Origin of the sequence: Caulobacter sp. KR2-114, from assembly GCF_049446115.1 — a bacterium.
In the GTDB taxonomy this organism is placed as follows: Bacteria; Pseudomonadota; Alphaproteobacteria; order Caulobacterales; family Caulobacteraceae; genus Acaudatibacter.
Genome location: NZ_JBMSEC010000003.1, coordinates 555,280 through 578,648, shown reverse-complemented (window position 1 = coordinate 578,648; position 23,369 = coordinate 555,280). Strand labels below are relative to the sequence as shown.

The 23,369-nt window shown below is 71.0% G+C and carries 15 protein-coding genes; 4 read left to right on the top strand and 11 right to left on the bottom strand.

Translation table 11 applies throughout. The annotated features are described in order from the left end of the window. Positions 1-266: 266 nt before the first annotated feature. Positions 267-1,508, bottom strand: coding sequence for an acetyl-CoA C-acetyltransferase (locus ACO2Q3_RS15020; protein WP_423307853.1), 1,242 nt, complete (start codon positions 1,506-1,508; stop codon positions 267-269). A 98-nt stretch (positions 1,509-1,606) separates the two neighbouring features. After that, complete coding sequence (locus ACO2Q3_RS15015) at positions 1,607-2,290, bottom strand: Crp/Fnr family transcriptional regulator (protein WP_423307851.1); 684 nt, start codon at positions 2,288-2,290, stop codon at positions 1,607-1,609. 73 nt (positions 2,291-2,363) lie between these two features. Between ACO2Q3_RS15015 and ACO2Q3_RS15010 the strand changes: the two genes are divergently transcribed. Then, on the top strand, positions 2,364-3,197 hold the full coding sequence (locus tag ACO2Q3_RS15010; protein ID WP_423307847.1) for a TauD/TfdA dioxygenase family protein: 834 nt from the start codon (positions 2,364-2,366) through the stop codon (positions 3,195-3,197). 163 nt (positions 3,198-3,360) lie between these two features. Here the strand turns inward: ACO2Q3_RS15010 and ACO2Q3_RS15005 are convergent, their stop codons facing one another. The 7 genes from ACO2Q3_RS15005 to ACO2Q3_RS14975 all read right to left on the bottom strand — a co-directional run bounded on the left by ACO2Q3_RS15005 (position 3,361) and on the right by ACO2Q3_RS14975 (position 16,205). Continuing rightward, positions 3,361-4,614, bottom strand: a complete 1,254-nt coding sequence (locus tag ACO2Q3_RS15005) for a metallophosphoesterase family protein (protein WP_423307845.1) — start codon at positions 4,612-4,614, stop codon at positions 3,361-3,363. Between the two features lie 33 nt (positions 4,615-4,647). Next, on the bottom strand, positions 4,648-6,090 hold the full coding sequence (locus ACO2Q3_RS15000) for an efflux transporter outer membrane subunit (protein WP_423307843.1): 1,443 nt from the start codon (positions 6,088-6,090) through the stop codon (positions 4,648-4,650). Positions 6,091-6,093: 3 nt separating this feature from the next. After that, complete coding sequence (locus ACO2Q3_RS14995) at positions 6,094-9,507, bottom strand: efflux RND transporter permease subunit (RefSeq protein WP_423307841.1); 3,414 nt, start codon at positions 9,505-9,507, stop codon at positions 6,094-6,096. Next, positions 9,504-12,689 (bottom strand): multidrug efflux RND transporter permease subunit, encoded by a 3,186-nt coding sequence (locus ACO2Q3_RS14990; RefSeq protein WP_423307839.1) that lies wholly within the window; start codon positions 12,687-12,689, stop codon positions 9,504-9,506. The genes ACO2Q3_RS14995 and ACO2Q3_RS14990 overlap by 4 nt, the downstream gene beginning before the upstream one ends. Positions 12,690-12,720: 31 nt before the next feature. Continuing rightward, the gene (locus ACO2Q3_RS14985) at positions 12,721-14,415 is read right to left on the bottom strand and encodes an MdtA/MuxA family multidrug efflux RND transporter periplasmic adaptor subunit (protein ID WP_423307837.1); all 1,695 of its coding nucleotides are present in this window, start codon (positions 14,413-14,415) and stop codon (positions 12,721-12,723) included. Positions 14,416-14,661: 246 nt separating this feature from the next. Then, positions 14,662-15,261 carry an NAD(P)H:quinone oxidoreductase gene (wrbA, locus tag ACO2Q3_RS14980; RefSeq protein WP_423307835.1) on the bottom strand — a complete coding sequence of 200 codons (600 nt, stop codon included), beginning with the start codon at positions 15,259-15,261 and terminating at the stop codon, positions 14,662-14,664. A 59-nt stretch (positions 15,262-15,320) separates the two neighbouring features. Then, positions 15,321-16,205, bottom strand: a complete 885-nt coding sequence (locus ACO2Q3_RS14975; RefSeq protein WP_423307833.1) for a pirin family protein — start codon at positions 16,203-16,205, stop codon at positions 15,321-15,323. A 94-nt stretch (positions 16,206-16,299) separates the two neighbouring features. On the opposite strand from ACO2Q3_RS14975, the gene ACO2Q3_RS14970 reads away from it, so the two are divergent. From ACO2Q3_RS14970 to ACO2Q3_RS14960, 3 genes are all read left to right on the top strand, one after another. Further along, positions 16,300-17,205, top strand: a complete 906-nt coding sequence (locus ACO2Q3_RS14970; protein ID WP_423307831.1) for a LysR family transcriptional regulator — start codon at positions 16,300-16,302, stop codon at positions 17,203-17,205. Between the two features lie 49 nt (positions 17,206-17,254). Further along, positions 17,255-18,175, top strand: a complete 921-nt coding sequence (locus ACO2Q3_RS14965; protein WP_423307829.1) for an alpha/beta hydrolase — start codon at positions 17,255-17,257, stop codon at positions 18,173-18,175. A gap of 257 nt (positions 18,176-18,432) precedes the next feature. Next, on the top strand, positions 18,433-20,133 hold the full coding sequence (locus tag ACO2Q3_RS14960; protein WP_423307827.1) for a class I adenylate-forming enzyme family protein: 1,701 nt from the start codon (positions 18,433-18,435) through the stop codon (positions 20,131-20,133). 200 nt (positions 20,134-20,333) lie between these two features. On the opposite strand, the gene ACO2Q3_RS14955 is transcribed toward ACO2Q3_RS14960, so the two are convergent. Continuing rightward, entirely contained in the window at positions 20,334-21,935 is a 1,602-nt protein-coding gene (locus ACO2Q3_RS14955) for a glycosyltransferase family 39 protein (RefSeq protein WP_423307825.1), read from the bottom strand. A gap of 80 nt (positions 21,936-22,015) precedes the next feature. Further along, positions 22,016-23,299, bottom strand: a complete 1,284-nt coding sequence (locus ACO2Q3_RS14950; RefSeq protein ID WP_423307823.1) for an acetyl-CoA C-acyltransferase — start codon at positions 23,297-23,299, stop codon at positions 22,016-22,018. Positions 23,300-23,369: the final 70 nt, after the last annotated feature.

Genomic DNA, 23,369 nt, shown 5'->3' with positions numbered 1-23,369 from the left:
TCATAGCGGGCGGTGCGGTCGGCGCAGAAGCCGAAATCGTCGGTGAGGGCCGCATAGACCCAGTCCGCGGGCGCGCAGTCCAAGTCAGCGGCGGGGCGGGCGCCTAGCTTGCCCGGTCTCCGCCCGGGCTCGCCTGCGGCGGAGCGGCGCCGGCCGGGGCGTCCTTGCCCCACCTGGACCCCTGGTCGGCGTCGAAGCAGGCAAAACGGAACCGGCCCCCCGCGGGGTGCGAGGGGCCGGCCATCAGGTCGAAGATCCGGTGAGGATCAGACGCGTTCGATGATGATCGCCGGGGCCATGCCGCCCGCGGCGCACATGGTCACCAGGCCGCGCTTCAGGTCGCGGCGTTCCAGCTCGTCGAGGAGGGTGCCGATCAGGATCGAGCCGGTGGCGCCGATCGGGTGGCCCAGCGCCATGGCGCCGCCGTTGACGTTGACCTTCTCGCGGTCGAGGCCCAGGTCGCGGATGAACTTCTCGGCCACAACCGCGAAGGCCTCGTTGATCTCGAACAGGTCGATGTCGTCCAGGGTCAGGCCGGCCTTCTGCAGCACCTTGCGGGCCGCCGGCACCGGGGCGTTCAGCATCAACGTCGGGCTGTCGCCCATGTTGGCCATGGCCACCACGCGGGCGCGCGGCTTCAGGCCGTTCTTGGCGGCGTATTCCGGCGAGGCCAGCAGCACCGCGCCCGAGCCGTCGACCACGCCCGACGAGTTGCCGGCATGGTGGATGTGCTTGATCTTCAGGTCGGGATAGACCTGACGGATCAGGCCGGCCAGGGTGGTGCCCTTCTCGTCGATCGGCACCTCGGCCATCGCCTCGAACGAGGCCTTCAGCCCGGCGAGGCCTTCGAGGGTGGTCTGCGGCCGCGGGAATTCCTCGTGGTCGAGGGCCAGGCTGCCGTCTTCCTTGTAGACCGGCACCAGGGCGCGGTCGAAGTGGCCGCCCTTGATGGCCGCGTCGGCGCGCTGCTGGCTGACCAGGGCCAGCTCGTCCACCGCCTCGCGGCTGATGCCTTCCAGCGTGGCGATGGCGTCGGCGCAGATGCCCTGGTGCGACTGCGGGTGGCGCGCGCGCAGGCGCATGTTGCCGCCGTCCATCAGCATCGGACCGCCGGAGCGGTCGGCGCTGGCGGCCGTGTACGACATCATCTCGCAGCCGCCGGCGATCACCAGGTCTTCCATGCCCGACATGATCGAGGCCGCCGCCAGGTTCACCGTGGTGATGCCCGAGCCGCAGAAGCGGTCCAGGGTCACGCCGCTGGCCTTGACGTCATAGCCGGCGTCGAGCGCCGCCATGCGGCCCATGTCGCCGCCCTGCTTGCCGCGCTGGCTGGAGGTGCCCCAGATGATGTCGTCGACTTCGTGGGTCTTCAGGTTGTTGCGCTCGGCCAGGGCCTTCAGCACCGTCGCGGACAGCTGCTGCGGGTGGATGTCGGCCAGGGCGCCCTTGCCGACCTTGCCGATGCCGCGGGGCGTACGGCAGGCGTCGATGATGAGGGCTTCGGGCATAGGTCGCGTCCTTCCTTGGGGCAGCCGCGCCACCGGCGGCGACGGCCATTGTCGCGCGACACTTGGCGACCCGCCGTCGGGTCAGTCCACAGAAAAATTCAACGGCTGGCGATGCGCCCGAGGCCGGCGCGGTCGGTGAGGCGCAGCGCGCCGTAGCCACGCCGCAGCAGGCCGGCCCGCTCGAAGTCGCCGAGGTAGCCGTTCACCGTCTTGCGCGTCAGGCCGGTCATCTCGCCCAGCGCCTGCTGGCTGACCGTCACCGTGTCGCCGGCCCGCCCGGCGCCCGCCAGCAGCAGCAGCAGCCGCGCCGCGAGCCGCTGGCGCGGCGGCAGGGCGCCTTGCGCCAGCAGGGTCAGCAGGCCGCGGAGTTGCAGGTAGAGCAGGGCCGCCACCGCCTCCCAGATCGCGGGATGGTTGGCCGCGATGCGGCCGAGGGCGCGGTCGGAGGCCTGCAGCAGCAGGGCCGGCTGGGTGCAGATCACCGTCACCAGCCGCGGCCCGCCACCGAAGCGCAGGGTCTGGCCGATGGCGACGCCGGGGCCGGCCTGGCCGATCAGGATCTCGCGGTCGCCGGGGGCCTGGCAGAGCATCTGCACCGTCCCCTCCAGGACCACCAGCACGCCGGTCTCGTCGTCGCCCTCGCCCTGGGCCCACTGCCCGGGGGCCAGGGCGACGATGCGCCCGTGGTCCAGCAGCGGCGTGATCAGGTCCTCGCCGCGCTCGCTGATCCAGGCGGAGGCGCGCAGCAGAGTCTCGGCCTTGGCGCGGGCGGCGTCGTCCATCCACCGAATGTAACTTGTGTGACAATACCGGCCAAGCGCGGGCCTATCCTTCGGCCAGACCTCGGAGGACGCCATGACCGTTTCCACCCTCGACATCCGCCCGCTGCGGGGCTGCGGCGCTCTGATCGAGGGGCTGGACCCGAACCGGGCCTCGGACCGGGAGGTCGACGCGGTGCGCGAGGCGGTGTTCCATCGCGGGGTGGTGTTCTTCCGCGAGACCGCGCTGACGCCGGAACAGCAGATCGCCTTCGCACGCCGGCTCGCGCCGATCGTGGTCAACCGCTACTTCCCCAAGACCGAGCGCCATCCCGAGATCGCCAAGGTGGAGAAGGCTGAGGCGCAGACCAGCAACATCGGCGGCGGCTGGCACACCGACCACAGCTACGACGCCGCGCCGGCGATGGGATCGGTGCTGCTGGCGGTGGAGACCCCGCCCACCGGCGGCGACACCCTGTTCGCCGACATGTACGCCGCCTACGACGCGCTCTCCGACGGGCTGAAGGCCACCCTGGAGACGCTGCAGGCGCACCACGCCTCGGCGCACGTGTTCGGGACCGAGGGGGTCTATGGCAAGACCGACCGGCCGGAACTCGCCGGCCACGCCGACACGCCGGAGGCAATCCACCCGATGGTGATCCGCCATCCCGGCAGCGGCCGCAGGGCGCTGTACGTCAATCCGGCCTTCACCACCGGCATCGTCGGCTGGAGCCGGGAGGAGAGCTTTGCCCTGCTGGGCTGGCTCTACCAGCACGCGGTCAAACCGCAGTTCGTCCACCGCTTCTCGTGGCGGCCGGGGTCGATGGCGATCTGGGACAACCGCTGCACCTGGCACAACGCCATGAACGACTACCAGGGCCACCGCCGGCTGATGCACCGCATCACCCTGGACGGCGTGGCGTTGGGGTGAAGCCTTCTCAACGTCTGTCATCCCGGAATTCGCACAGCGAATATCCGGGACCGCGGCAGGCGCCGGCGCTTGCCGTGCCCAACGGATGTCAGCGCGTCTGGCGGTCCCTGATAAGGCTCTGGCGCGCCTTTCCGGGATGACAGACGGGGGGGTGGCCCTCCCCCTACGCCTGCTCGCAGGTCAGCCGCGCGGCATGCAGCCGGCAGCGGGCGATCACCGCGTCGGTGAGGTCGTGGAAGGCCCCCATCCAGTCGGCGCCCTTGCGGTCGAACACGAAGTAGCCGAACCGGCCCATGGTGAAGGCCTGGGCCTGCAGGCCGTCGATGCTCACCGGGCCCACGGCGGGGGCCGGCAGGTCGGCGGGGCTCTGCAGGTCGCCGCCGGCGCCGACGATCAGTTCTGGCGGGCGCGCAGCGCCGAAGTCCAGGCTGGTGAAGTTGTGCACATGGCCGACCAGCACCAGATCGATCCCCTTCAGGTCGCGGCCCTTGGCGGCAGCCCGCAGGTTGACGTTGCCCAGGCCGTCCGACAGGGCGTCGCCCTTGCGCTCGATCACCCAGAACGGGCGATGCGTCACCAGCCAGGCCGGCTCGCCGCGGCGCAGCCGGTCCATGGCGTCCATCCGCGCGACGAAGGCGGCCTCCTGGTCCGGCTTGAGGGTGAAGTCGTCGGGATCGGCGCTGTCGAGCACCAGCAGTCGCACGCCGCCCAGCTCGACGGCGAAGGTGTCGCTTTGCGCCGGGCAGGCACGGACCTCCTGCGAGGCGTCCAGCAGCCGGAACCAGCCGGCGCCGCCGCGCTGGCAGTCCTCGTGGTTGCCGCGGGCGAACACCCAGGGGGCAGCCGCCAGCAGCGGCGCGGCCGGGGCGAACACCTCGGCGCGCCAGGTCGCCCAGCGGTCGCCAAAGGGGCTGCCCGCGCAGCGGGCGTCGCCGGCCGGGCAGGGCGTTTCGCGGTAATAGTAGTCGCCGACGTGGACCACCAGGTCGGGCTTCTGCTTCGCGGCCAGGGCCGAGACCAGGGCGAAGGGCCACCCCGACTTGGGGTCGTTACAGTCCTGGACGATCGGCCCCTTCAGCCGGCAACCGCTGTCGCCCAGGATCACCAGCCGCCGGGGCCGCGCCTTCGGGACCGGCAGGGCCTGACCGGCCAGGCGCACGGTTCTGACGCCCCGGGACAGGGCGGCGACGCAGATGCGGTTGGCGAAGGCGTCGGTCGGCGCGGCGCGCTCTGTCATGCGCCGGCGATGGCCGTCGACCGTGATCGCCGGGCACGCGGCCTCGGCGGTGACGGCGCGGACCTCGGTCCCGCGGCCGGTGACCTCCACCCAGACGGTGGGCGCCTCGGCGGCCTGCGCCGCGCGCCCCGCGACGGCGCCCAGGATCAAGCTCAGGATCGCGCCCGCCAGCCGTCTCATGTCCGCCCCCTCCGCCGTCTGCTTCGCGCCAGGCTACTTGGCGCCCTGTGACACGTTCCACCCGCCGCCCAGGGCGCTGATCAGGTTCACCGCGGCGGCCAGCTGGCTGGCCTGGTTGCTGAGCGCATTCTGCCGCGCGCTGAGCGCCGAGGTCTGGGCGACCACCACCGTGGTGTAGTCCACCTGGCCGGCATTGTACTGGTTGGAGACGATACGCTCGTTCTCCACGGCGGCGGCCATCGCCTGGTCGCGCTGCGACTGCTCGGTGGCCAGCACGCGCTGGGCGGCAAGGTTGTCCTCCACCTCGCCGAGGCCGGTCAGCACGGTCTGGCGGTAGGTGGCCACCGCCTGGTCGTAGGCGGCGCGGGATTCTCGCACCCGGGCGCGCCGCGCACCGGCGTCGAACACCGTCTCGGCCAGCGAGGCGCCCACCGACCAGCTGCCGGACGAGGCGCTGAACAGCCGTCCCAGCTCGCTGGAGGCGAAGCCGCCCTGGCCGGTGAGCGTCAGGCTGGGGAAATAGGCCGCGACGTTGACGCCGATCTGTTCGTTGGCCGCCGCCGCCCGGCGTTCGGCGCCGGCGATGTCCGGGCGTCGCTCCAGAAGGGTGGAAGGCACGCCGGCCGGGATGCCGGGGACCCTCAGCGTCCAGGCCGCCGGGACGATGGTCACCTCCGCCGGCGCGCGGCCGGTGAGGATGGCGATGGCGTGCTCCAGCTTGGCGCGCTGCTGGATCAGGTCGGTGTTGCTGGCCTGGGCGTTGGTCAGCTGGGTCTGCGCCGACAGCACGTCGCTCTTGGCCGCCACGCCGACGGCGTACTTGTTCCGGGTGACCGTCAGGGCGCGGGCGTAGGCGTCCACGGTGGCGTCGAGGATCCGCTTCTGCTCGTCCAGCTGGCGCAGCTGGATGTAGTCCAGCGCCAGGGTGGTCTGGGCCGACAGGCGGGCGTTGGCCAGGTCGGCGGCGCTGGCCTGGGCGTTGTCCTTGGCGTTGGCGATGGTGCGGCGGATGCGGCCCCACAGGTCCGGCTCCCACGAGCCGGAAGCGCCGACGTTGAAGGCGTTGCCCGATCGCCCCGCGCTCGATCCCGAGCCCACCGTCGCCCCGCCGCCGCCGGAGTGCGAGGCGGAAGCGTCGAGGTTGATGGTCGGCCACAGCGCCGCGCGCTGTTCGCTGACCGTGGCCGTGGCCTGGCGATACGCCGCCTCGGCCGCCTTCAGGTTCTGGTTCGACACCTCGACCCGCTGCTCCAGGTCGTTCAGCACCGGGTCGTCGAACACGGTCCACCAGTCGCGCCGGTCGGCGGCGTCCGAGGGATTGGCCGGCGCCCAGCCGGCGGGCGCCTCCTTGTAGGCCGGGGTCACCTCGGCGGCGGGCCGCTGGTAGTTCGGCCCCACCATGCAGGCGCTGAGCGCGCAGGCCCCGAGCAGCAGCGTCGCCAGGGTGCGGGAGCGGCGGAGGGAGATCATGGTCATGGGTCAGGCCGCCGGAACGGGGTGGGGCCGGGCCGGATCGTCATCCGGAGCCGGATCGGGGTTGGCGCGCGGCTTGCGGCGACGGCGCAGCTTGTCGAGGTAGAGATAGACCACCGGCGTGGTCAGCAGGGTCAGCAACTGGCTCACCACCAGGCCGCCGATGATGGCGATCCCCAGCGGCCGGCGCAGCTCCGAGCCCTCGCCCCAGCCGATCGCCAGCGGCAGGGCCCCCAGGATGGCGGCAAAGGTGGTCATCATGATCGGCCGGAAGCGGGTCAGCGCCGCCTGGTAGATGGCCTCGCGGGGCGTGGCGCCGTCTCGTTCTGCGGCCAGGGCGAAATCGATCATCATGATCGCATTCTTCTTCACGATGCCGATCAGGAGAATGACGCCGATCATGGCGATGATGGAAAATTCGGTCTTGAAGAGGATCAGGGCGATCGCCGCGCCGACGCCCGCCGAGGGCAGGGTGGAGAGCACCGTCAGCGGGTGGATGTAGCTCTCGTAGAGGATGCCCAGCACCAGGTAGATGGCGATCAGCGCCGCGGCGATCAGGATCGGCTCGTTCGACAGGCTGTCTGAGAACACCTTGGCGGTGCCCTGGAAGCTGCCATGCACCGTGGCCGGCAGGCCGATCTGCGCCTGGGCCTGGGCGATCTCGGCCTGGGCGTTGCTCAGCGACTTGCCCGGGGTCAGGTTGAACGAGATGGTCGTCGCCGGCTGCGAGTCCTGGTGGTTGACCGAAGTGGGCGTCGAGGAATCGGCCCAGCTGGCGATCTCCGACAGGGGCACCATCAGCTCGCGCGTCGAGGAGACGGCCGTGCCGGTGGAGGCCCCGCGCGACGGCGGCGCGGTCGGCCCCGCCGCGGCGGCCTGGGCGCCGGAAACCCCGAGCTGGGCCGAGGTGGAACTGGAGCCGACCACGCCGGCGGTTGTGCTCGCCGAGGTCACCACGGTGTTGGCCGACGACTTGCCGTTGGTGACGTAGATGTTCTTCAGCGCCTCGGTGTTCTGGTTGAACGAGGGGTCGACCTCCATCACCACGTGGTACTGGTTCTCGTCCTTGAAGATGTTCGACACCTGCCGCTGGCCGAAGGCGTCGTAGAGGGTGTTGTCGATCTGGTTGTTCGACAGGCCAAGGCGTCCGGCCTTGTCGCGGTCGATGGTGACGAACGCCTGCAGGCCGTGGTCTTCCTGGTCGGTGTTGACGTCCTGCAGCGACGGCTGGGTCTTCATCGCCTCGCTGAGCTTGGTGGCCCAGGTGCGCAGCTGCGTCAGGTCGTCGGCCTTCAACGTGTACTGGTAGCTGGCGTTGGACTGGCGACCGCCCATGCGGAAGTCCTGCACCGGGTTGAGGAACAGGCTGGCCCCGGTCACCCGCGCCAGCCTCGGGCGCAGGCGCGCCACCACCTGGTCGGCGCTGGCGTCGCGCTCGGCCTTGGGCTTGAGCACCACCTGCAGGAAGCCGCCGGCGGCGTTGCGTCCGGCGAAGGCCACCACGGTCTGCACCGCCGGGTCGCTCTGGATGATGCCGACGAACTGCTTCAGGCGGCGCTGGCTGATCTGGAACGAGGATGACTGGTCGGTCTGCAGCCCGCCCATCAGCTGGCCGGTGTCCTGCTGCGGGAAGAAGCCCTTCGGCACGATGGCGAACAGGTAGACGTTCAGGGCGATGGTGGCGACCAGCACCGCCAGCATCACCGGCCCGGCGTCCAGCGACCAGGTCAGCGCCCGGCGGTACAGCGACTGCATGCCGCCGAAGATCCCCTCGGAGAGGCGGGTCAGCGGATGCGGCCTGCGGTTCGGATCCGGCGGCCTGATCAGGAAGGCGCACATCATCGGCGTGGTGGTCAGCGAGATCACCAGCGACACCAGGATCGCCGTCGACAGGGTCAGGGCGAACTCGCGAAACAGCCGGCCGATGATCCCGCCCATCAGCATGATCGGCAGGAACACCGCCACCAGCGAGATGCTGATCGACAGGACGGTGAACCCCACCTCCTGCGCCCCCTTCAGCGCCGCCTCCATCCGGCCCATGCCGTTCTCGATGTGGCGGGTGATGTTCTCCATCACCACGATGGCGTCATCGACGACGAAGCCGGTGGCGATGGTCAGAGCCATCAGCGACAGGTTGTCCAGCGAGAAGCCCAGCATGAACATCACGCCGACGGCGCCCAGCAGCGACACCGTCACCGCCACGCTGGGGATCAGCACGCCGCGCCCGTTGTGCAGGAAGAACGCCACCACGCCCACCACCAGCAGCAGCGAGATCAGCACCGTGCGCTCGACGTCGGCCAGGGAGGCGCGGATGGTGATGGTGCGGTCGGCGGCGACCTGCATGTCGATGTCCGCGGGCAGCACCGACTGCAGGGCCGGGATCTTGGCCTTCACCCGCTCGACGGTGTCGATGATGTTGGCGTTGGGCTGGCGGCTGATGATCACCAGCACGGCGGGCTGTCCGCCGAACTGGCGCATGGCGCCGCCGCGCGGACCGCCGTTGGCGGCGCCGGCGCCCGGGACCGCCGCCACAGGGGCGCTCGAACCGCCGGCCGCCGCGGACTGCGGCTTGCCGGTCGAGGGGGGCGCCGAGCTGAAAAGGCCGAGGTTATGCACGTCCTCGACCCCGTCCTGGACGGTGGCGATGTCCTGCAGCCGCACCGGCGCGCCGTTGCGCCAGGCGATCACCAGAGGGGCGTAGTCCTTGGCCACGGTCCCGGCGTCGTTGGTGTAGAGCTGGAAGCGCATGTGGCCGTCTTCGATCACCCCCTTGGGGCGATTGGCGTTGGCCGAGGCCAGGGCTGCCCGCACGTCCTCCAGGGCGATGCCGTACTTGGCCAGGGCGACCGGGTTCAGCTCCACCCGCACCGCGGGCAGGGAGGCGCCGCCGATGTCCACCTCGCCGACGCCCTTCACCTGCGACAGCTGCTGCTGGATGATGGTGTTGGCGGCGTCGTAGATCTGCCCCGGCGTCTTGGTCTTCGACGTCATCGCCAGGATCATGATCGGCGCGTCGGCGGGGTTGCGCTTGTTGTAGGTGGGGTTGCTGCGCAACGTCGCCGGCAGGTCCACCCGCGCGGCGTTGATCGCCGCCTGCACGTCGCGCGCGGCGCCGTCGATGTTCCGGTTCAGGCCGAACTGCAGGATGATGTTGGTCTGGCCGACGCTGGAGCGCGAGGTCATCTCGTTGACGTCGGCGATGATCCCCAGGTGCTTCTCCAGCGGCGAGGCCACCGACGAGGACATGGTCTCCGGACTGGCGCCCGGCAGGCTGGCCGACACCGACACGACGGGGAAGTCCACCTGCGGCAGGGGCGAGACCGGCAGCCTGAAGAAGGCCGCCGCGCCGGCCAGGGCGATGCCGATGGTCAGCAGGATGGTGCCGATTGGCCGGCGGATGAAGGGCGCCGAGAGGTTCATGGCGCCGCCGGCGCCGGCGCGGGCGGCGTCCCCGGCCCACCGGCCTCCTCCTGGGCCGCCGGCGAGGGGCCCCGCGGCCCGTTCCCAGGCGTGACGCCCTCGCGGTCCCCGCCCTTGCCGCCCAGGCGACGCGCCAGACGGTCGAACTGCAGGTAGATCACCGGCGTGGTGAACAGGGTCAGGGCCTGGCTGACGATCAGGCCGCCGACGATGCTGATGCCCAGCGGATGGCGCAGCTCAGAACCCACGCCCCAGCCCAGCATCAGCGGCAGCGCGCCGAACAGGGCCGCCAGGGTGGTCATGATGATCGGCCGGAAGCGCAGCAGGGCGGCCTGATGGATCGCCTCGCGCGGGCTCTTGCCCTGCTCGCGCTCCGCCTCGAGGGCGAAGTCGATCATCATGATGGCGTTCTTCTTGACGATGCCGATCAGCAGGATGATGCCGATGATGCCGATCACCCCCAGGTCCTGGCCGAACAGGATCAGCATCAGCAGGGCGCCGACGCCGGCCGAGGGCAGGGTGGACAGGATGGTGATCGGGTGGACGTAGCTCTCGTAGAGCACGCCCAGCACGATGTAGACCGTCACGATCGCCGCCAGGATCAGCCACAGCTCGTTCGCCAGCGACGCCTGGAAGGCGTTCGCCGCGCCGAGGAAGGTGGTGGTGATGGTCGCCGGCAGGTTCAGGCTCTTCTCGGTCTTCTTGATCGAGTTCACGGCGTCGCCCAGCGCCACCCCGGGCGCCGTGTCGAACGAGATGTTCGCGGACGGAAACTGGGAGACGTGGTTGATCTGCAGCGGCGCGGTCTGCCTGACGATGGTGGCCATCGAGCCGAGCGGCGTCGGCGAACCGTTGCCCGCCCGCAGGTAGAGCGTCTGCAGGCCGTCCGGCGTGGTCATCTGCGCCGGGTCGGCTTCCAGGATCACCCGGTACTGGGTCGACTCGGTGAAGATGGTCGAGATGATCCGCTGGCCGAAGGCGTCGTACAGGGCGTCGTCCACCGTGGACGGGGTGATCGCCAGCCGCGCGGCGGTGTCGCGGTCGATTTTGACGAAGGCCGACAGCCCCTGGTTCTGCACATCCGCGGCGACGTTGCGGACCTTGTTGTTGCGGCTGAGGGCGTCGACCAGCCTGGACGCGGCCTCGGACACGGTCTTCTGGTCCGAGCCCTCCAGCGAGAACTGGTACTGGGTGCGCGCCGCCGTGGCGTCGATGGTCAGGTCCTGCACCGGCTGCAGGTAGAGGGTCACGCCCGGCACGTCTGCCGCCAGCTTGCGCAGCCGGTCGAGGGTCTTGGTCTGCGACGACGACCGATCGCCGAAGTCCTTCAGATTGATCAGGAAGCGGCTGTTGTTGACCGTGGTGTTGTTTGAATCGACGCCGACGAACCCGGTCAGGCTGGCGACGTCCGGGTCGGTCAGCAGCCGGCCGGCGACCTGCTGCTGCACCTGGCTCATGGCCGGATAGGAGATGGTCTGGCGGGTCTCCAGCACACCCTGCACCAGGCCGGTGTCCTGGGTCGGGAACAGGCCCTTGGGGATCACCACGTAGAGCAGGGCGGTCAGCGCCAGGGTGGCGACGGCCACGGCCAGGGTGGCCATCTGCCGGTCCAGCACCCAGACCAGGGCCCGGTCGTAACGGTCGATGACCCCGTCGATCACCGCCTTGGAGCGCCTGGCGAAGGTGCTCTCCTCGGTCTTGGTGTGGGTCTTCAGCCACAGCGCCGACAGGGTCGGCACGATGGTCAGCGACACCACCGCCGAGATGACGATGGTCACCGCCAGGGTGATGGCGAACTGGCGGAACAGCCGGCCGACGACATCGCCCATGAACAGCAGCGGGATCAGCACGGCGATCAGCGACACCGTCAGCGAGATGATGGTGAAGCCGATCTGCTCAGCGCCTTTCAGCGCCGCCTTCAGCGGCGTCTCGCCCTCCTCGAGATAGCGGGCGATGTTCTCGATCATGACGATGGCGTCGTCGACCACGAAGCCGGTAGCGATGGTCAGCGCCATCAGCGTCAGATTGTTGAGCGAGAAGTTCAGCAGGTACATCACCGCGAAGGTGCCCACCAGGGACAGGGGCACGGCGATCGAGGCGATGAAGGTGGCCTGCGGGCTGCGCAGGAACAGGAAGATCACCAGCACCACCAGCAGCACCGACAGCAGCAGCTCGAACTCCACGTCGTGCACCGACGCGCGGATGCCGGTGGTGCGGTCGGTCACCACCGTCACCTTGATCCCCGCCGGCAGGCCGGCGGTCATCTCCGGCAGCGACTTCTTGATCGCATCGACGGTGGTGATGACGTTGGCGCCCGGCTGGCGCTGCACGTTCAGCACGATGCCGGGGGTGGTGTTGTAGATCGCGCCGAGCTTGGTGTTCTCGGCCCCGTCGACCACCTTGGCCACGTCCTTTAGCCGCAGCGGCGCGCCGTTGCGGTAGGCGATGATCTGGTTGGCGTAGTCGTCGGCGGTGACCAGCTGGTCGTTGGCGTTGATCGCGTAGGCGCGGGTGGGTCCGTCGAAGCTGCCCTTGGCGCTGTTGGCGTTGGCCGCGCCGATCGCGGTGCGTACGTCGGCCAGGGTCAGGCCGTTGGAGGCCAGGGCGCGGGTATTGGCCTGGATGCGCACGGCCGGCCGCTGGCCGCCGCTGATCGAGACCAGGCCGACGCCGGGCAGCTGCGAGATCTTCTGCGCCAGCTGGGTGTCGGCCAGGCTCTGGATCTGGGTCAGCGGGACCGTGTCCGAGGTCAGCGCCAGGGTGATGATCGGCGCGTCGGCCGGATTGACCTTGGCGTAGATCGGCGGGGCCGGCAGGTCGGAGGGCAGCAGGCTGCCGGAGGCGTTGATCGCGGCCTGCACCTCCTGCTCGGCGACGTCCAGGCCAAGGTCGAGGTTGAACTGCAAGGTGATGGTCGAGGCGCCCGACGAGCTGATCGAGCTCATCCGGTTCAGGTCGGACATCTGGCCGAACTGCCGCTCCAGCGGGGCGGTGACGGTGGTGGCCATCACCTCCGGGCTGGCCCCCGGATAGGAGGTCTGCACCTGGATGGTGGGATAGTCGACTTCCGGCAGGGCCGACAGCGACAGGAACTTGAACGCCACCAGGCCGCACAGCAGCACCGCCGCCATGAACAGGGTGGTGGCGACCGGGCGCTCGATGAAGGGACGCGAGGGGCTCATGGCCGGGGGGCTTTTGCGGTCGTCGCCGGGATCACTGGCCGCCCGGAGCGGCCTGGCCGCCCCCGCCGCCCTGGCCGCCGCCGAAGTGCGAGCGGAACCACTCGCGGCGCTGCTCGGGAGTCAGGTTCGCCGGCGGCATGGGGCCCTTGTAGTCCGGGCGCCGGGCGCGGAACCGCGCCACCCAGTCGTCGCCGCCCGCCTGGGCGGCCGGCGGACCGCCAGGCGCGGCCGACGCTGCGGGAGCCTGACCGGACTGACCGCCCTGCCCATGGTGGCGGCCGCCCGCCGGCGGCTGACCCTGGCCCTGACCCGCCGGGGCCGGGGGCTGGAACGCCGGGGCCACCGCCGGGCTCGCGCCCTGGCTGCCGGGGCCCTGCGTCTCGCCGGCGCCATTGCCGGCCGGGACGGCCTGGCCGCCGCCGCCCTGCACGCCGCCGCCCTGGCCGCCGTTCCACTGGCCGCCGCCCTGGCCGCGGCGATGACCGCCCCGGCCGCCGGCGCCGCCGAACTTCGGGGTCTCGCCCGGCAGGGTCACCGTGCCGCCGTCTCGCAGCCGGTCGCCGCCATCGGTGATCACCGTCTCGCCGGCGTTGAGGCCCGAGGCGATGGAGAACGCCTCGCCCGTCCCCGGGCCGACCTTCACCGGCCGCTGGTGCACGGTGTGATCGGTCAGCACCCAGACGAAGTCGCCCTGGCTGCCGTGCCGCACCGCCGTGGCCGGGACCGTTACCTGGTTGTGCAGGGTGGTGATCAGCAGGGTGATGTTGACGAACTGGTTGGGGAACAGGGCGCCGTTGGTGTTGGCGAAGCGGGCCTTGGCCTTCACCGTGCCGGTGTTGACGTCCACGACGTTGTCGATGGTGGACAGCGTGCCCTGCGCCAGCGCCGTGCCGCCGGTGCGGTCGTAGGTGGTGACGGTCAGGCCGCTGCCGGAGGGGCCCGCGGCCTGGGTGATGGCGGGGATCTGGTCTTCCGGCACCGAGAACACCACGTCGATCGGGTCGACCTGGGCCACCACGGTGATCGGCGTGGCGCTGTTGGCGACGATCTGGTTGCCGGCGTCCACCTGGCGCAGCCCCACGCGGCCGGACACCGGCGCGGTGATGCGGGCGAACGACAGGTTCAGCTGGGCCGCGCCCACGGCGCCCTTGTCACTGACCACGGCGGCCTCGTACTGGCGCACCAGCGAAGCCTGGGTGTCGACCTGCTGGCCGGCGATGGAGTCCTGCGCCTTCAGGGTCTGGTAGCGCTTCAGGTCGATGCGGGCGTTGTCCAGCAGCGCCTGGTCGCGCAGCTGCTGGCCGCGGGCCTGGTCCAGGGCCACCTGGAACGGCCGCGGGTCGACCAGGGCCAGCTGCTGGCCCTTGCGGACCATCTGGCCCTCCTTGAAGTTCACCTGCACCAGCATGCCCGACACGCGCGGCGTGACATTGACCGTGGCCGCCGGCGTGACGGTGCCCAGGGCGTTGAGGGTGATCGGGATGTCGCCCAAGGTCGCCTTGGCCACGCCGACGGTGATGCTGGGACGCCCGCCGCCGGGACCGCCCCGGCCGCCGGGACCGCCAGGTCCGCCCTTTGCGGCCCCGCCGGACGCGCATTGGCGCAGGCCCAGGGCCAGGGCGACGGCGACGAGGATCACCACGGCGATGCCGACGATCGTGCGCCAGGGCGCGCGGCGGCGGGGCGGCGGCGCCGGGCGGCGTCCGTCCATCGTCGTCTGGCTCATCAGGTCTCCGTTGTCTCTCGCGTTCGGAAGGCGGCCGCTCCTGTCCGGGACGGCGAACGTACCGCCATTGGCGAAGGTTCCTGACAAGGTCAAACTTCAAGCGGATTTCCGCGCAGCAATACGGCGCGGCATTCGCGTGGCTTCTGTTTTTCCAGGCATAGAAAGGCCGCCCGCAGCGTGCGGACGGCCCGTAAGTACAGCTTTCAATAGAGGTTTTCGCTAGCCGCTCCGTCGGAGAGGCCTGCGTCAGGCCGCCAGCTTCTGAGCCGTCTTGGCGATCAGCTCGCCCTGGTGGCGCGCGCCCGCCAGCTCATTGGCCGTGGGCTGGCGCGAGCCGTCGCCGGCGGCGATGGTGGTGGCGCCGTAGGGGCTGCCGCCGGTGATCTCGTCCAGGGTCATCTGGCCCTGGTGGCTATAGGGCAGGCCGACGATGGTCATGCCGAAGTGCAGCAGGTTGGTGATCACCGAGAACAGGGTGGTTTCCTGGCCGCCGTGCTGGGTGGCGGTCGAGGCGAAGGCGCCGCCGACCTTGCCGTTCAGCGCGCCGCGGGCCCACAGGCCGCCGGCCTGGTCGAGGAAGGCCGCCATCTGCGAGCCCATCCGGCCAAAGCGGGTGCCGGTGCCGACGACGATGGCGTCGTAGTCCGCCAGGTCTTCGATCTTGGCCACCGGCGCCTTCTGGTCGAGCTTGAAGTGCGCCGCCTTGGCGATCTCCTCGGGCACGGTTTCCGGCACGCGCTTGATGTCGACCTGGGCGCCGGCGCCGCGGGCGCCTTCGGCGACCGCTTCGGCCAGGGCTTCGACGTGGCCGTAGGCGGAGTGATAGAGGACGAGGACCTTGGTCATGGAAATACTCCTTCAGAGGATGCGTTTGGGGAGGGTTAGGGGGTAAGAGAGGCGCCGGCTCAGGTCGCGATGCGGCCCATCCGGCCGGCGTGGTAGTCGAGGACCGCCCGCTCGAGCTCGTCGATGCGGTTCATCACGAACGGTCCGTGGCGCACGATGGGAGCGTCCAGGGGATCGCCGCCCACCAGCAGCACTTCGGTTCCGGCGTCGCCGATCAGGGTCAGCGTCTCGCCGTCGGTCAGGCGGCCGATGCGGCCGGCGCCCAGAGCCGGGCCATCGTCGGTCAGCCGAACGGCGCCGGTCATCACATAGGCGCCGAGCTCCCGCGACGCGCCGGCCGGCAGGGTGACGCGCCCGTCCCGCTCGAACGTGACCTGGGCCACGAACGGCGCGCCAAAGGTTTCGATCGGCCCGGCCAGGGCGCCGAGGGCCCCGGCGAACAGCCGCGCCCGCACGGCCCCGTCCGGGCTGGTGATCGCGGGAACCTCGTCGGCGCGCACGTGGCGATAGGCGGGCTCGTCGTGCTTGTGCCCGGCCGGCAGGTTCAGCCACAGCTGCACCCCGTGCAGCGGGCCGCCGTCGCGGCGCATGACTTCGTCGGGGCCTTCATCGTGCACGATGCCGCGGCCGGCGCGCATCCACTGCGCCTCGCCGGCGCGCATCGACGAGACGTTGCCCAGGCTGTCCTTGTGCGTCTGGCGGCCCTCCAGCAGCAGGGTCAGGGTCTCGATGCCGGCGTGCGGGTGGGCCGAGGCGCCCTTGGCCTCGCCGGGCCGCACCGCGATCGGGCCGAAGTGATCGAGGAAGATGAACGGGCCGATCGCCTCGAAGCCGGCGCCCGGAATGGCGCGGCGCACCTCGAAGCCGTCGCCCTCCAGGGTGCGGAAGGCGGTGCTGGCCGTGCTGATCGCGCGGCGTGCGGCGGTGGGGGCGGTGATGGTCATCGGCGGTCTCCCGTGTCGATGGCCGGTTATCTAGGTCTCGCCGGTCAAGCGGAAAACTCGTATAATATTGATCAAACTTTTCTGGATTTTAGAAATGTTGGATCCCGGGGCGCCCACGCTCGACCAGCTTCAGGTGTTCCTGGCGGTGGTGGAGACCGGCAGCTTCGCCGCGGCGGCGCGGCGGCAGAACCGGGCGGTCTCGGCGATCAGCTACGCCATCGCCAACCTCGAGGCGCAGCTCGGACTGCCGCTGTTCGATCGTCACACCACCCGCAAGCCGCAGCTGACCCAGGCCGGCCGCGCCGTGCTGGCCGAGGCCCGCCAGGTGTCGCGCGGGGTCGACGATCTGAAGGCCAAGGTGCGCGGCCTGCTGCAAGGGCTGGAGGCCGAGGTCTCGCTGGTGGTGGACGTGATGTTTCCCACGGCGCGGCTGGTCGACGCCCTGCAGGCGTTCCAGGCGGCGTTCCCGACCGTGACCCTGCGGCTGCACGTCGAGGCGCTGGGCGCGGTGGTGCAGATGCTGCGCGACGGGACCGCCGGCGTCGGCGTGAGCGGCCCGCTGCCGGTGCAGGGCGAGGACCTGACCCAGATCGCGGTCGGCCAGGTGGAGCTGATCCCGGTGGCCGCCCCGTTCCATCCGCTGGCGCGCGGCCAGGGCCAGGCTCCCGGCGCGGCGCGCGGCCACGTGCAGCTCGTGCTCACCGACCGCTCGAGGCTGACCGAGGGGCGCGACTTCGCCGTGCTCAGTCTGAACACCTGGCGCCTGGCGGACCTGGGCGCCAAGCACGCCCTGCTGCTGGCCGGCATCGGCTGGGGCAACATGCCGGCCTACATGGTCGCCGGCGACATCGAGGCCGGCCGGCTGGTGGCGCTGAAGCTCAGCGACTATGCGCGCGCCGCCTACACCTTTCACGCCCTGCACCGGGCCGACGCCGCGCCGGGGCCTGCGGCGCGCTGGCTGATCGCCCGTTTCCTCGAACAGTCCGACCTCGCCGGCTAGGCGCCGCCCGCCGTTTGCGCGAGGGTGTGGAAAACGCCGGAGGAAACCCATGGCCGACGACGCCCGCGCCCTGCCGCACACCGAGCTCTCCCTGGCCGATCATCCTGTGATCGACCTCTGGCCCAACGGCGCGCCCGATCCCCTGCCGGATGTCGGACCCGAGCAGTCATACCTCTCTTCGGGCGGCGGCGGACCGCCGTCGACCATGCTGCGTAATGTCACGGCGCCCACCCTGACGGTATTCCCGGCCGATCCGACCCGGGCGAACGGAACCGGGGTGATCATCGCGCCCGGCGGCGGCTGGCGGATCCTCGCCTGGACGCACGAGGGGGTGGACCTGGCGCAATGGTTCGCCGCCCGCGGGGTCACCGCCTTCCTGCTGAAGTACCGGGTCAGCGCCACGCCGGACGACCCGGCCGTGTTCGAGGCCGCCAACGCCAAGATGGCCGCGGGTGCGGGGGTGTTCGAGCGCCGGCCCGCCACGGAGCTGCCGCGCGCCCTTGCCGACCTGGTCAAGGACGAGCGCATGTTGGCCGGCCGCACGGCCGCGGCCACCGATGGCCGCCAGGCCCTGGCGCTCGCCCGCGAGCACGCCGCCGCCTATGGCGTGCAGCCCGACCGGATCGGCATGGTCGGCTTCTCCGCCGGCGCCTTCCTGACCGCCGACGTGGCGATGCAGCCGGGCGGCGCGCCGCTGGCGTTCGCCGCGCCGATCTACGGCGGCGAGACGCAAGGCCGCCCGGTGCCGGCCGACGCCCCGCCGCTGTTCACCTGCATCGCCCAGGACGACCGCATGCTGTTCAAGGTGGTCGAGCGGCTGTTCGTCGACTGGTCCAACGCCGACCGGCCGGCCGAATTCCACGTGTTCAGGCGCGGCGGCCACGGCTTCGGCATGACGGCGCAGAACAAGCCGGTGGACCGCTGGCTCGGCCTGATGGAGGCCTGGCTGCAGGACCTGGAGATGCTCTGAAGCGTCGCTTGCCTTGCGCCCCCTCCGTCGCTCAGCGCTGACGCGCCGAGCGCCACCTCTCCCGCTCCGCTGCGCTGCGCATGGGAGGAGGGAGACCATCGGGCGGAGCCCGATGGTGGAGGGGGTGCAAGGCCGCCACACCGGCGCGCCTTGGCGAGGTTTCCCTGACGGCCGCCTTCCCCAACGGCCGTTTGACAAGCGGCTCAGGGAGCCCTAGCGGCGAAGGGGAGGAAACCAAACGCCAAGAGGGCTGCCCCGTGCATTACAAGGAGCTGAAACAGGCCTGGAGCGAGCTGACCGCCCCTGGCGCGCCGTTCGAGGTGCAGCCGATCGAGGTGCGCGGCCAGACGATCCGCAGCTTCAAGAACGCGCCGCCCAGCGTGCGCGAGATCTGGCTGTCCACCGCCCAGTTCGCCGACCGCGAGTACATCGTCTACCAGGACGAACGGAAGACCTATGCCGAGGCGCACGCCGAGGTGGCCGCCATCGCCTCCTGGCTGTTCGCCAACGGCGTCAAGCCCGGCGACCGGGTGGCGATCGCCATGCGCAACTATCCGGAATGGATGCTGGTCTACTGGGCCTGCGTCTCGGTGGGCGTGGCCGTGGTCGGCATGAACGCCTGGTGGGTGGCCGACGAGCTGGAATACGCGCTCAAGGACTCTGCCCCCAAGGTGCTGTTCGCCGACGCCGAGCGCCTGGCGCGGATCGCCGAGCGCCCGTCGATGGCCGAGGGCGTGAAGATCGTCGGCGTGCGCACCGACGCCCTGCCGCCGGGGGCGATCCCCTATGCCGACGTGATCAGGAACGGCGGGGCCCTGCCCGACGTCGCGGTCGACCCGGACGCCGACGCCTGCATCTTCTACACCTCCGGCACCACGGGCTTTCCCAAGGGCGCGCAGCTGACCCAGCGCGGCTGCGTCTCCAATCTGTTCAACATGATGTTCTCGGGCCAGGTGCAGGGTCTGGCGACCATGCGGGCGATGGGCGTCGATCCGGCGGACGCGCCGGCCCCGCCGATCCCGGCGGCGCTGCTGACCACGCCGCTGTTCCACGTCACCGCCAACAACTGCGGCGCCTATTCGGTCACCGCCGGCGGCGGCAAGATGGTGCTGATGTACCGCTGGGACGCCGGCGAGGCCCTGAAGCTGATCGAGCGGGAGAAGATCACCGCCATGAGCGGGGTGCCGGTGATGAGCCGCGAGCTGCTCAGCCACCCCGACTTCGCCAAGCACGACCTCTCCAGCCTGGCCAGCCTGGGCGGCGGCGGCGCCCAGCTGCAGCCCGACCTGGTGGCCAAGATCGACAGCCAGGTGGCCACGGCCCGGCCGAATACCGGCTACGGCATGACCGAGACCTGCGGCATCATCACCGCGGTGGCGGCCGACTTCTTCGTCGACAAGCCGGCCAGCGTCGGCCCGGCCATGCCGACCTTCGAGGTCAAGTGCGTGGACGACGACGGCAATACCGTCGCGCCGGGCGAAGTCGGCGAGCTCTGGGTCAAGGGCGCGCCGGTGATCAAGGGCTACATCAACCGCCCCGAGGCCACCGCCGAGTCGATCACCGACGGCTGGCTGCATACCGGCGACGTCGCCCGCATCGACGAGGACGGCTTCATCTTCATCGTCGACCGCAAGAAGGACATGGTGCTGCGCGGCGGCGAGAACGTCTATTGCGCCGAGGTGGAGTCCGCGGCCTTCAGCCACGAGGCCATCGCCGAGTGCTGCGTGTTCGGCGTGCCGGACACCCGGCTGGGCGAGGAGGTCGGCATCGCCGTGGTGCTGCATCCAGACAAAAGCTTCGACGCCGACGCCCTGCGCGCCCACGTCGGCGAGCGCATCGCCAAGCACAAGGTGCCTCGCTACGTCTGGTTCCTGGACGAGGCGATCCCGCGCAACGCCAGCGGCAAGTTCCTCAAGCGCCACCTGCGCGACACCCTGAAGCCCGAAACCTCGGCCTGAGAGGGCTGCGGGGGGGGGCGTCTTCTTCCCTAGCCCGCGCCGTCCTCCTTCGCTTTGTCATCCCGGAATCCGCGAAGCGGATATCCGGGACCGTGGCAAGCTCTGGCGTCCACCGCCGCCAACCTTCAGCAGCGTTTCCGGCGGTCCCGGATAAGCTGCTGGCGCAGCTTTCCGGGATGACAGTGAAATTTGCCTGAGGCCTACCGCGCGTCCGTCCGCAGGAACACGAAGCCGGCCTGGATGCGCTTGGCGTAGCCCCAGACGGGGCGCCAGGTCTCGAACACCACTGGGCGGACGGCGCCGGGCCGGGCGCCGCCCGCGAGGGCCAGGCGGTCCGCCAGGGCCTGGGCCTGCGGGCGGTTGATGTCGTGCACCGCCCAGGCCACGACGGGGCAGCCGGGGCCGGCGACGCGCGGCTTCAGGGTCGGGTTCTGCGCGGGATCGACCAGCTCGGCCTCGCGGTAGACCGCCAGGCGCTGGTCCTGACCGCGGAAATAGAAGCCGTAGAAGTCATGCCGCGCCAGGGTGCGGAAGAACGGCGTCGGCGGGCCGAACCGCGCCGGCAGCAGCACCGGGATCGGCTGGCCGGCGCAGGCGTCTTGCTGCAGCACCAGGGCGGCGGTCTCGCGCCAGGGCTCGCCGCGCGGCGCCCAGCGTTCGGCCTGGCTGACCAGCTGCAGGACCAGGGCGGCCGGGGGGACCGCCAGCGCCAGCCCGCGCCAGCGTCCGGTCGCCCGGCCGGCGCCCAGGTCCGCCAGCGCCGCCAGCGCCGGCCACGCGTACGGGCCGGCGATCAGCAGGTTCATGTTCGAGTACGAGGGGGCGAACAGCAGCGATATGGCGATGCCGGCCACGATGACGCCGCCGACCATCGCCGCGCCCAGCCACACCGACCAGCCGGCGTCGGGCGACAGGCGGGTGATCGCCCGCTCGCGCCGGGGCCAGAAGGCGGCGGCGGCGAGGGCGAGGACGCCGATCAGCGCGGCCGGCGCCAGCAGGCCCTTCAGGGCGCCGAAGGTCTCGGCGGCGAAGAAGCCGGCGTCGGCGCGGAACCACATGTCGTGGGTGTTCTGCTGCGTGGCGTGCAGCAGCACCCGCATATAGGCAAGCTCGCCGGCGAGGATGGCCAGGCCGCCGACCACCAGGCCGAGGCGCAGGCGCCAGTCGTTCAGGGTGAGGATCAGGAAGGCGAACAGGATGCCGGTCGCCAGGAAGGCGTAGAAGTGGCTGAAGGCCCCGGCCGCGCCCAGCAGAACGAGCCCGACCAGGATCCAGAGCGGCGTTCGACCGCCGGCGCGGACCGCGACCCTGGCCTGGATCGCCAGCGTGGCGAGCGCCGCCGAGATCAGCAGGCACAGGGCGTAGTTGCGCACGTTCTGCGACTGGATGAACCAGAACGGCGAGGCCGCCCCGCAGGCGGCGGCGAACAGGCGTGCGTTCAGGCTGAAGGTGCGGCGCGTCCCGCCGGCGAACACCAGCACCGCCCCGACGCAGAAGATCGCGCTCAGGGCCCGCAGCGAGCGCTCGGAAAGGCCGAACGCCTGGCCCCAGCCGTACAGCAGGAAATAGTACAGCGGCGGATGGGTGTCGGTCAGCGCCCGCCGCCAGACCTCGGCCAGCCCGCCGTGGTGGTTGACCAGGAACAGGGTGAACAGCTCGTCGGTCCAGTAACCCTCCGCGTTGAGGCCGACGAAGGCGAACAGGCAGGCGCCGGCCAGGGCGACGGAGAGGCCCAGGGTGGCGGCGCGGGCGAGGCCCCTGGTCGGCGCTCGGGCGAGGTCGCGGGTCACGGTCGCGGTCATAGGCCTCGCTCACCGCGCGGCAAGGGCGATTTTGCGGCGCGGACGCTACGGCTTGTTTTCGGGGCGGTCCCGTTCGGTCGTCAGCCGGCCTCCAGCAGGGCCACGGTGCCTTGGCCGCCGTCGGCGCAGATGCTGACGATGGCGCGGGTCCCGGCCGGCATGGCCGCCAGCTCCTTGACCGCCTGGCTGAGGATCCGGGCGCCGGTGGCGCCGAAGGGGTGGCCGATGGCGACGCTGCCGCCGTTGGGATTGATACGGTCGCGCGGGAAGGGGCCGAAGTCCGGCTCGACCCCGGCCCGCTCGCGCAGGAAGGTCTCGTCCTCCAGCGCCTTCATGTGGAACGCCACCTGCGCCGAGAACGCCTCGTGGATCTCCCACAGGGTGATGTCGTCGTACTTCAGGCCATGGCGGCGCAGCAGCCGGGGGATGGCGAAGGCCGGCGCCATCAGCAGGCCCTCGACCCGGAAGTCCACCGCGGCCACCTCGTAGTCCACCAGCTTCACCCGCGGCGTCGACGCCGGCAGCTTGGCGAGGCCGGCTTCGGTGGCGACCCAGATCGCCGCCGCCCCGTCGGTCAGCGGCGTCGACGAGCCCGCCGTCAGGGTGCCCTGACCGCTGGTCTTGTCGAACGCCGGCGGCAGGCGGGCCAGCTTCTCCAGGCTGGAGTCGCGGCGCGGGATGGCGTCCTTGGCAAAGTCGCCCACGGGCAGGATCAGGTCGTCGAAGAAGCCGCGATCCTGCGCCGCGACGGCGCGCTGATGGCTCTGCAGGGCCAGGGCGTCCTGCTCGGCGCGGGTGATGCCCCATTCCTTGGCCGTGATCTCGGTGTGCTCGCCCATGGACAGGCCGCTGGTGCGGTTGACCACGCCCGGGATCCACAGGCGCACGTCGCTGAGCTTCAGGTCCGAGATATGCGAGATGCGGTCGCCCAGCGAGCGGGCGTTCTGCAGCTTGCGCACCCAGTCCGACAGCGGCTGGCTGAGGCCAAGCTGGATGCGGCTCATGGAATCCACCCCGCCCACCAGGGCCAGGTTGCGGCCCTGGCCATCCAGCATGCCGGCCGCCTCGAAGGCGCCCACCATCGAGGTCGAGCACGCCATGATGGTGCTCCAGGCCGGGACTGTGGCCCCGACGCCGGCGTCCATCAGCACCTCGCGGGCGCTGTTGCTCCACATCAGGCTGGGGACCACCGCCCCCCACACCGCCAGGTCGGGCAGGGCGCCGTCCAGCAGCCCGACCATGTGCTTGGCCAGCGGCACGGAGAGCTGGATGGCGTCGAACCCGGCCAGCTTGCCGTCGACCTTGGCGAAGGGCGTGCGCACGCCGCTGGCGATCCAGATCTGCGGATGGTCGGGGGAAGGCATGGGAACGCTCCGATAGGGACAGGCGACAGGCTAGGCAGTCTTTCGGCCCACGCCTTGGACGATTTCAGCT

Excerpts from the sequence above, each read along its gene's own strand:
- ACO2Q3_RS15020 (WP_423307853.1), bottom strand. The coding sequence starts at position 1,508 with ATGCCCGAAGCCCTCATCATCGACGCCTGCCGTACGCCCCGCGGCATC.
- ACO2Q3_RS15015 (WP_423307851.1), bottom strand. The coding sequence starts at position 2,290 with ATGGACGACGCCGCCCGCGCCAAGGCCGAGACTCTGCTGCGCGCCTCC.
- ACO2Q3_RS15010 (WP_423307847.1), top strand. The coding sequence starts at position 2,364 with ATGACCGTTTCCACCCTCGACATCCGCCCGCTGCGGGGCTGCGGCGCT.
- ACO2Q3_RS15005 (WP_423307845.1), bottom strand. The coding sequence starts at position 4,614 with ATGAGACGGCTGGCGGGCGCGATCCTGAGCTTGATCCTGGGCGCCGTC.
- ACO2Q3_RS15000 (WP_423307843.1), bottom strand. The coding sequence starts at position 6,090 with ATGACCATGATCTCCCTCCGCCGCTCCCGCACCCTGGCGACGCTGCTG.
- ACO2Q3_RS14995 (WP_423307841.1), bottom strand. The coding sequence starts at position 9,507 with ATGAACCTCTCGGCGCCCTTCATCCGCCGGCCAATCGGCACCATCCTG.
- ACO2Q3_RS14990 (WP_423307839.1), bottom strand. The coding sequence starts at position 12,689 with ATGAGCCCCTCGCGTCCCTTCATCGAGCGCCCGGTCGCCACCACCCTG.
- ACO2Q3_RS14985 (WP_423307837.1), bottom strand. The coding sequence starts at position 14,415 with ATGAGCCAGACGACGATGGACGGACGCCGCCCGGCGCCGCCGCCCCGC.
- wrbA (WP_423307835.1), bottom strand. The coding sequence starts at position 15,261 with ATGACCAAGGTCCTCGTCCTCTATCACTCCGCCTACGGCCACGTCGAA.
- ACO2Q3_RS14975 (WP_423307833.1), bottom strand. The coding sequence starts at position 16,205 with ATGACCATCACCGCCCCCACCGCCGCACGCCGCGCGATCAGCACGGCC.
- ACO2Q3_RS14970 (WP_423307831.1), top strand. The coding sequence starts at position 16,300 with ATGTTGGATCCCGGGGCGCCCACGCTCGACCAGCTTCAGGTGTTCCTG.
- ACO2Q3_RS14965 (WP_423307829.1), top strand. The coding sequence starts at position 17,255 with ATGGCCGACGACGCCCGCGCCCTGCCGCACACCGAGCTCTCCCTGGCC.
- ACO2Q3_RS14955 (WP_423307825.1), bottom strand. The coding sequence starts at position 21,935 with ATGACCGCGACCGTGACCCGCGACCTCGCCCGAGCGCCGACCAGGGGC.
- ACO2Q3_RS14950 (WP_423307823.1), bottom strand. The coding sequence starts at position 23,299 with ATGCCTTCCCCCGACCATCCGCAGATCTGGATCGCCAGCGGCGTGCGC.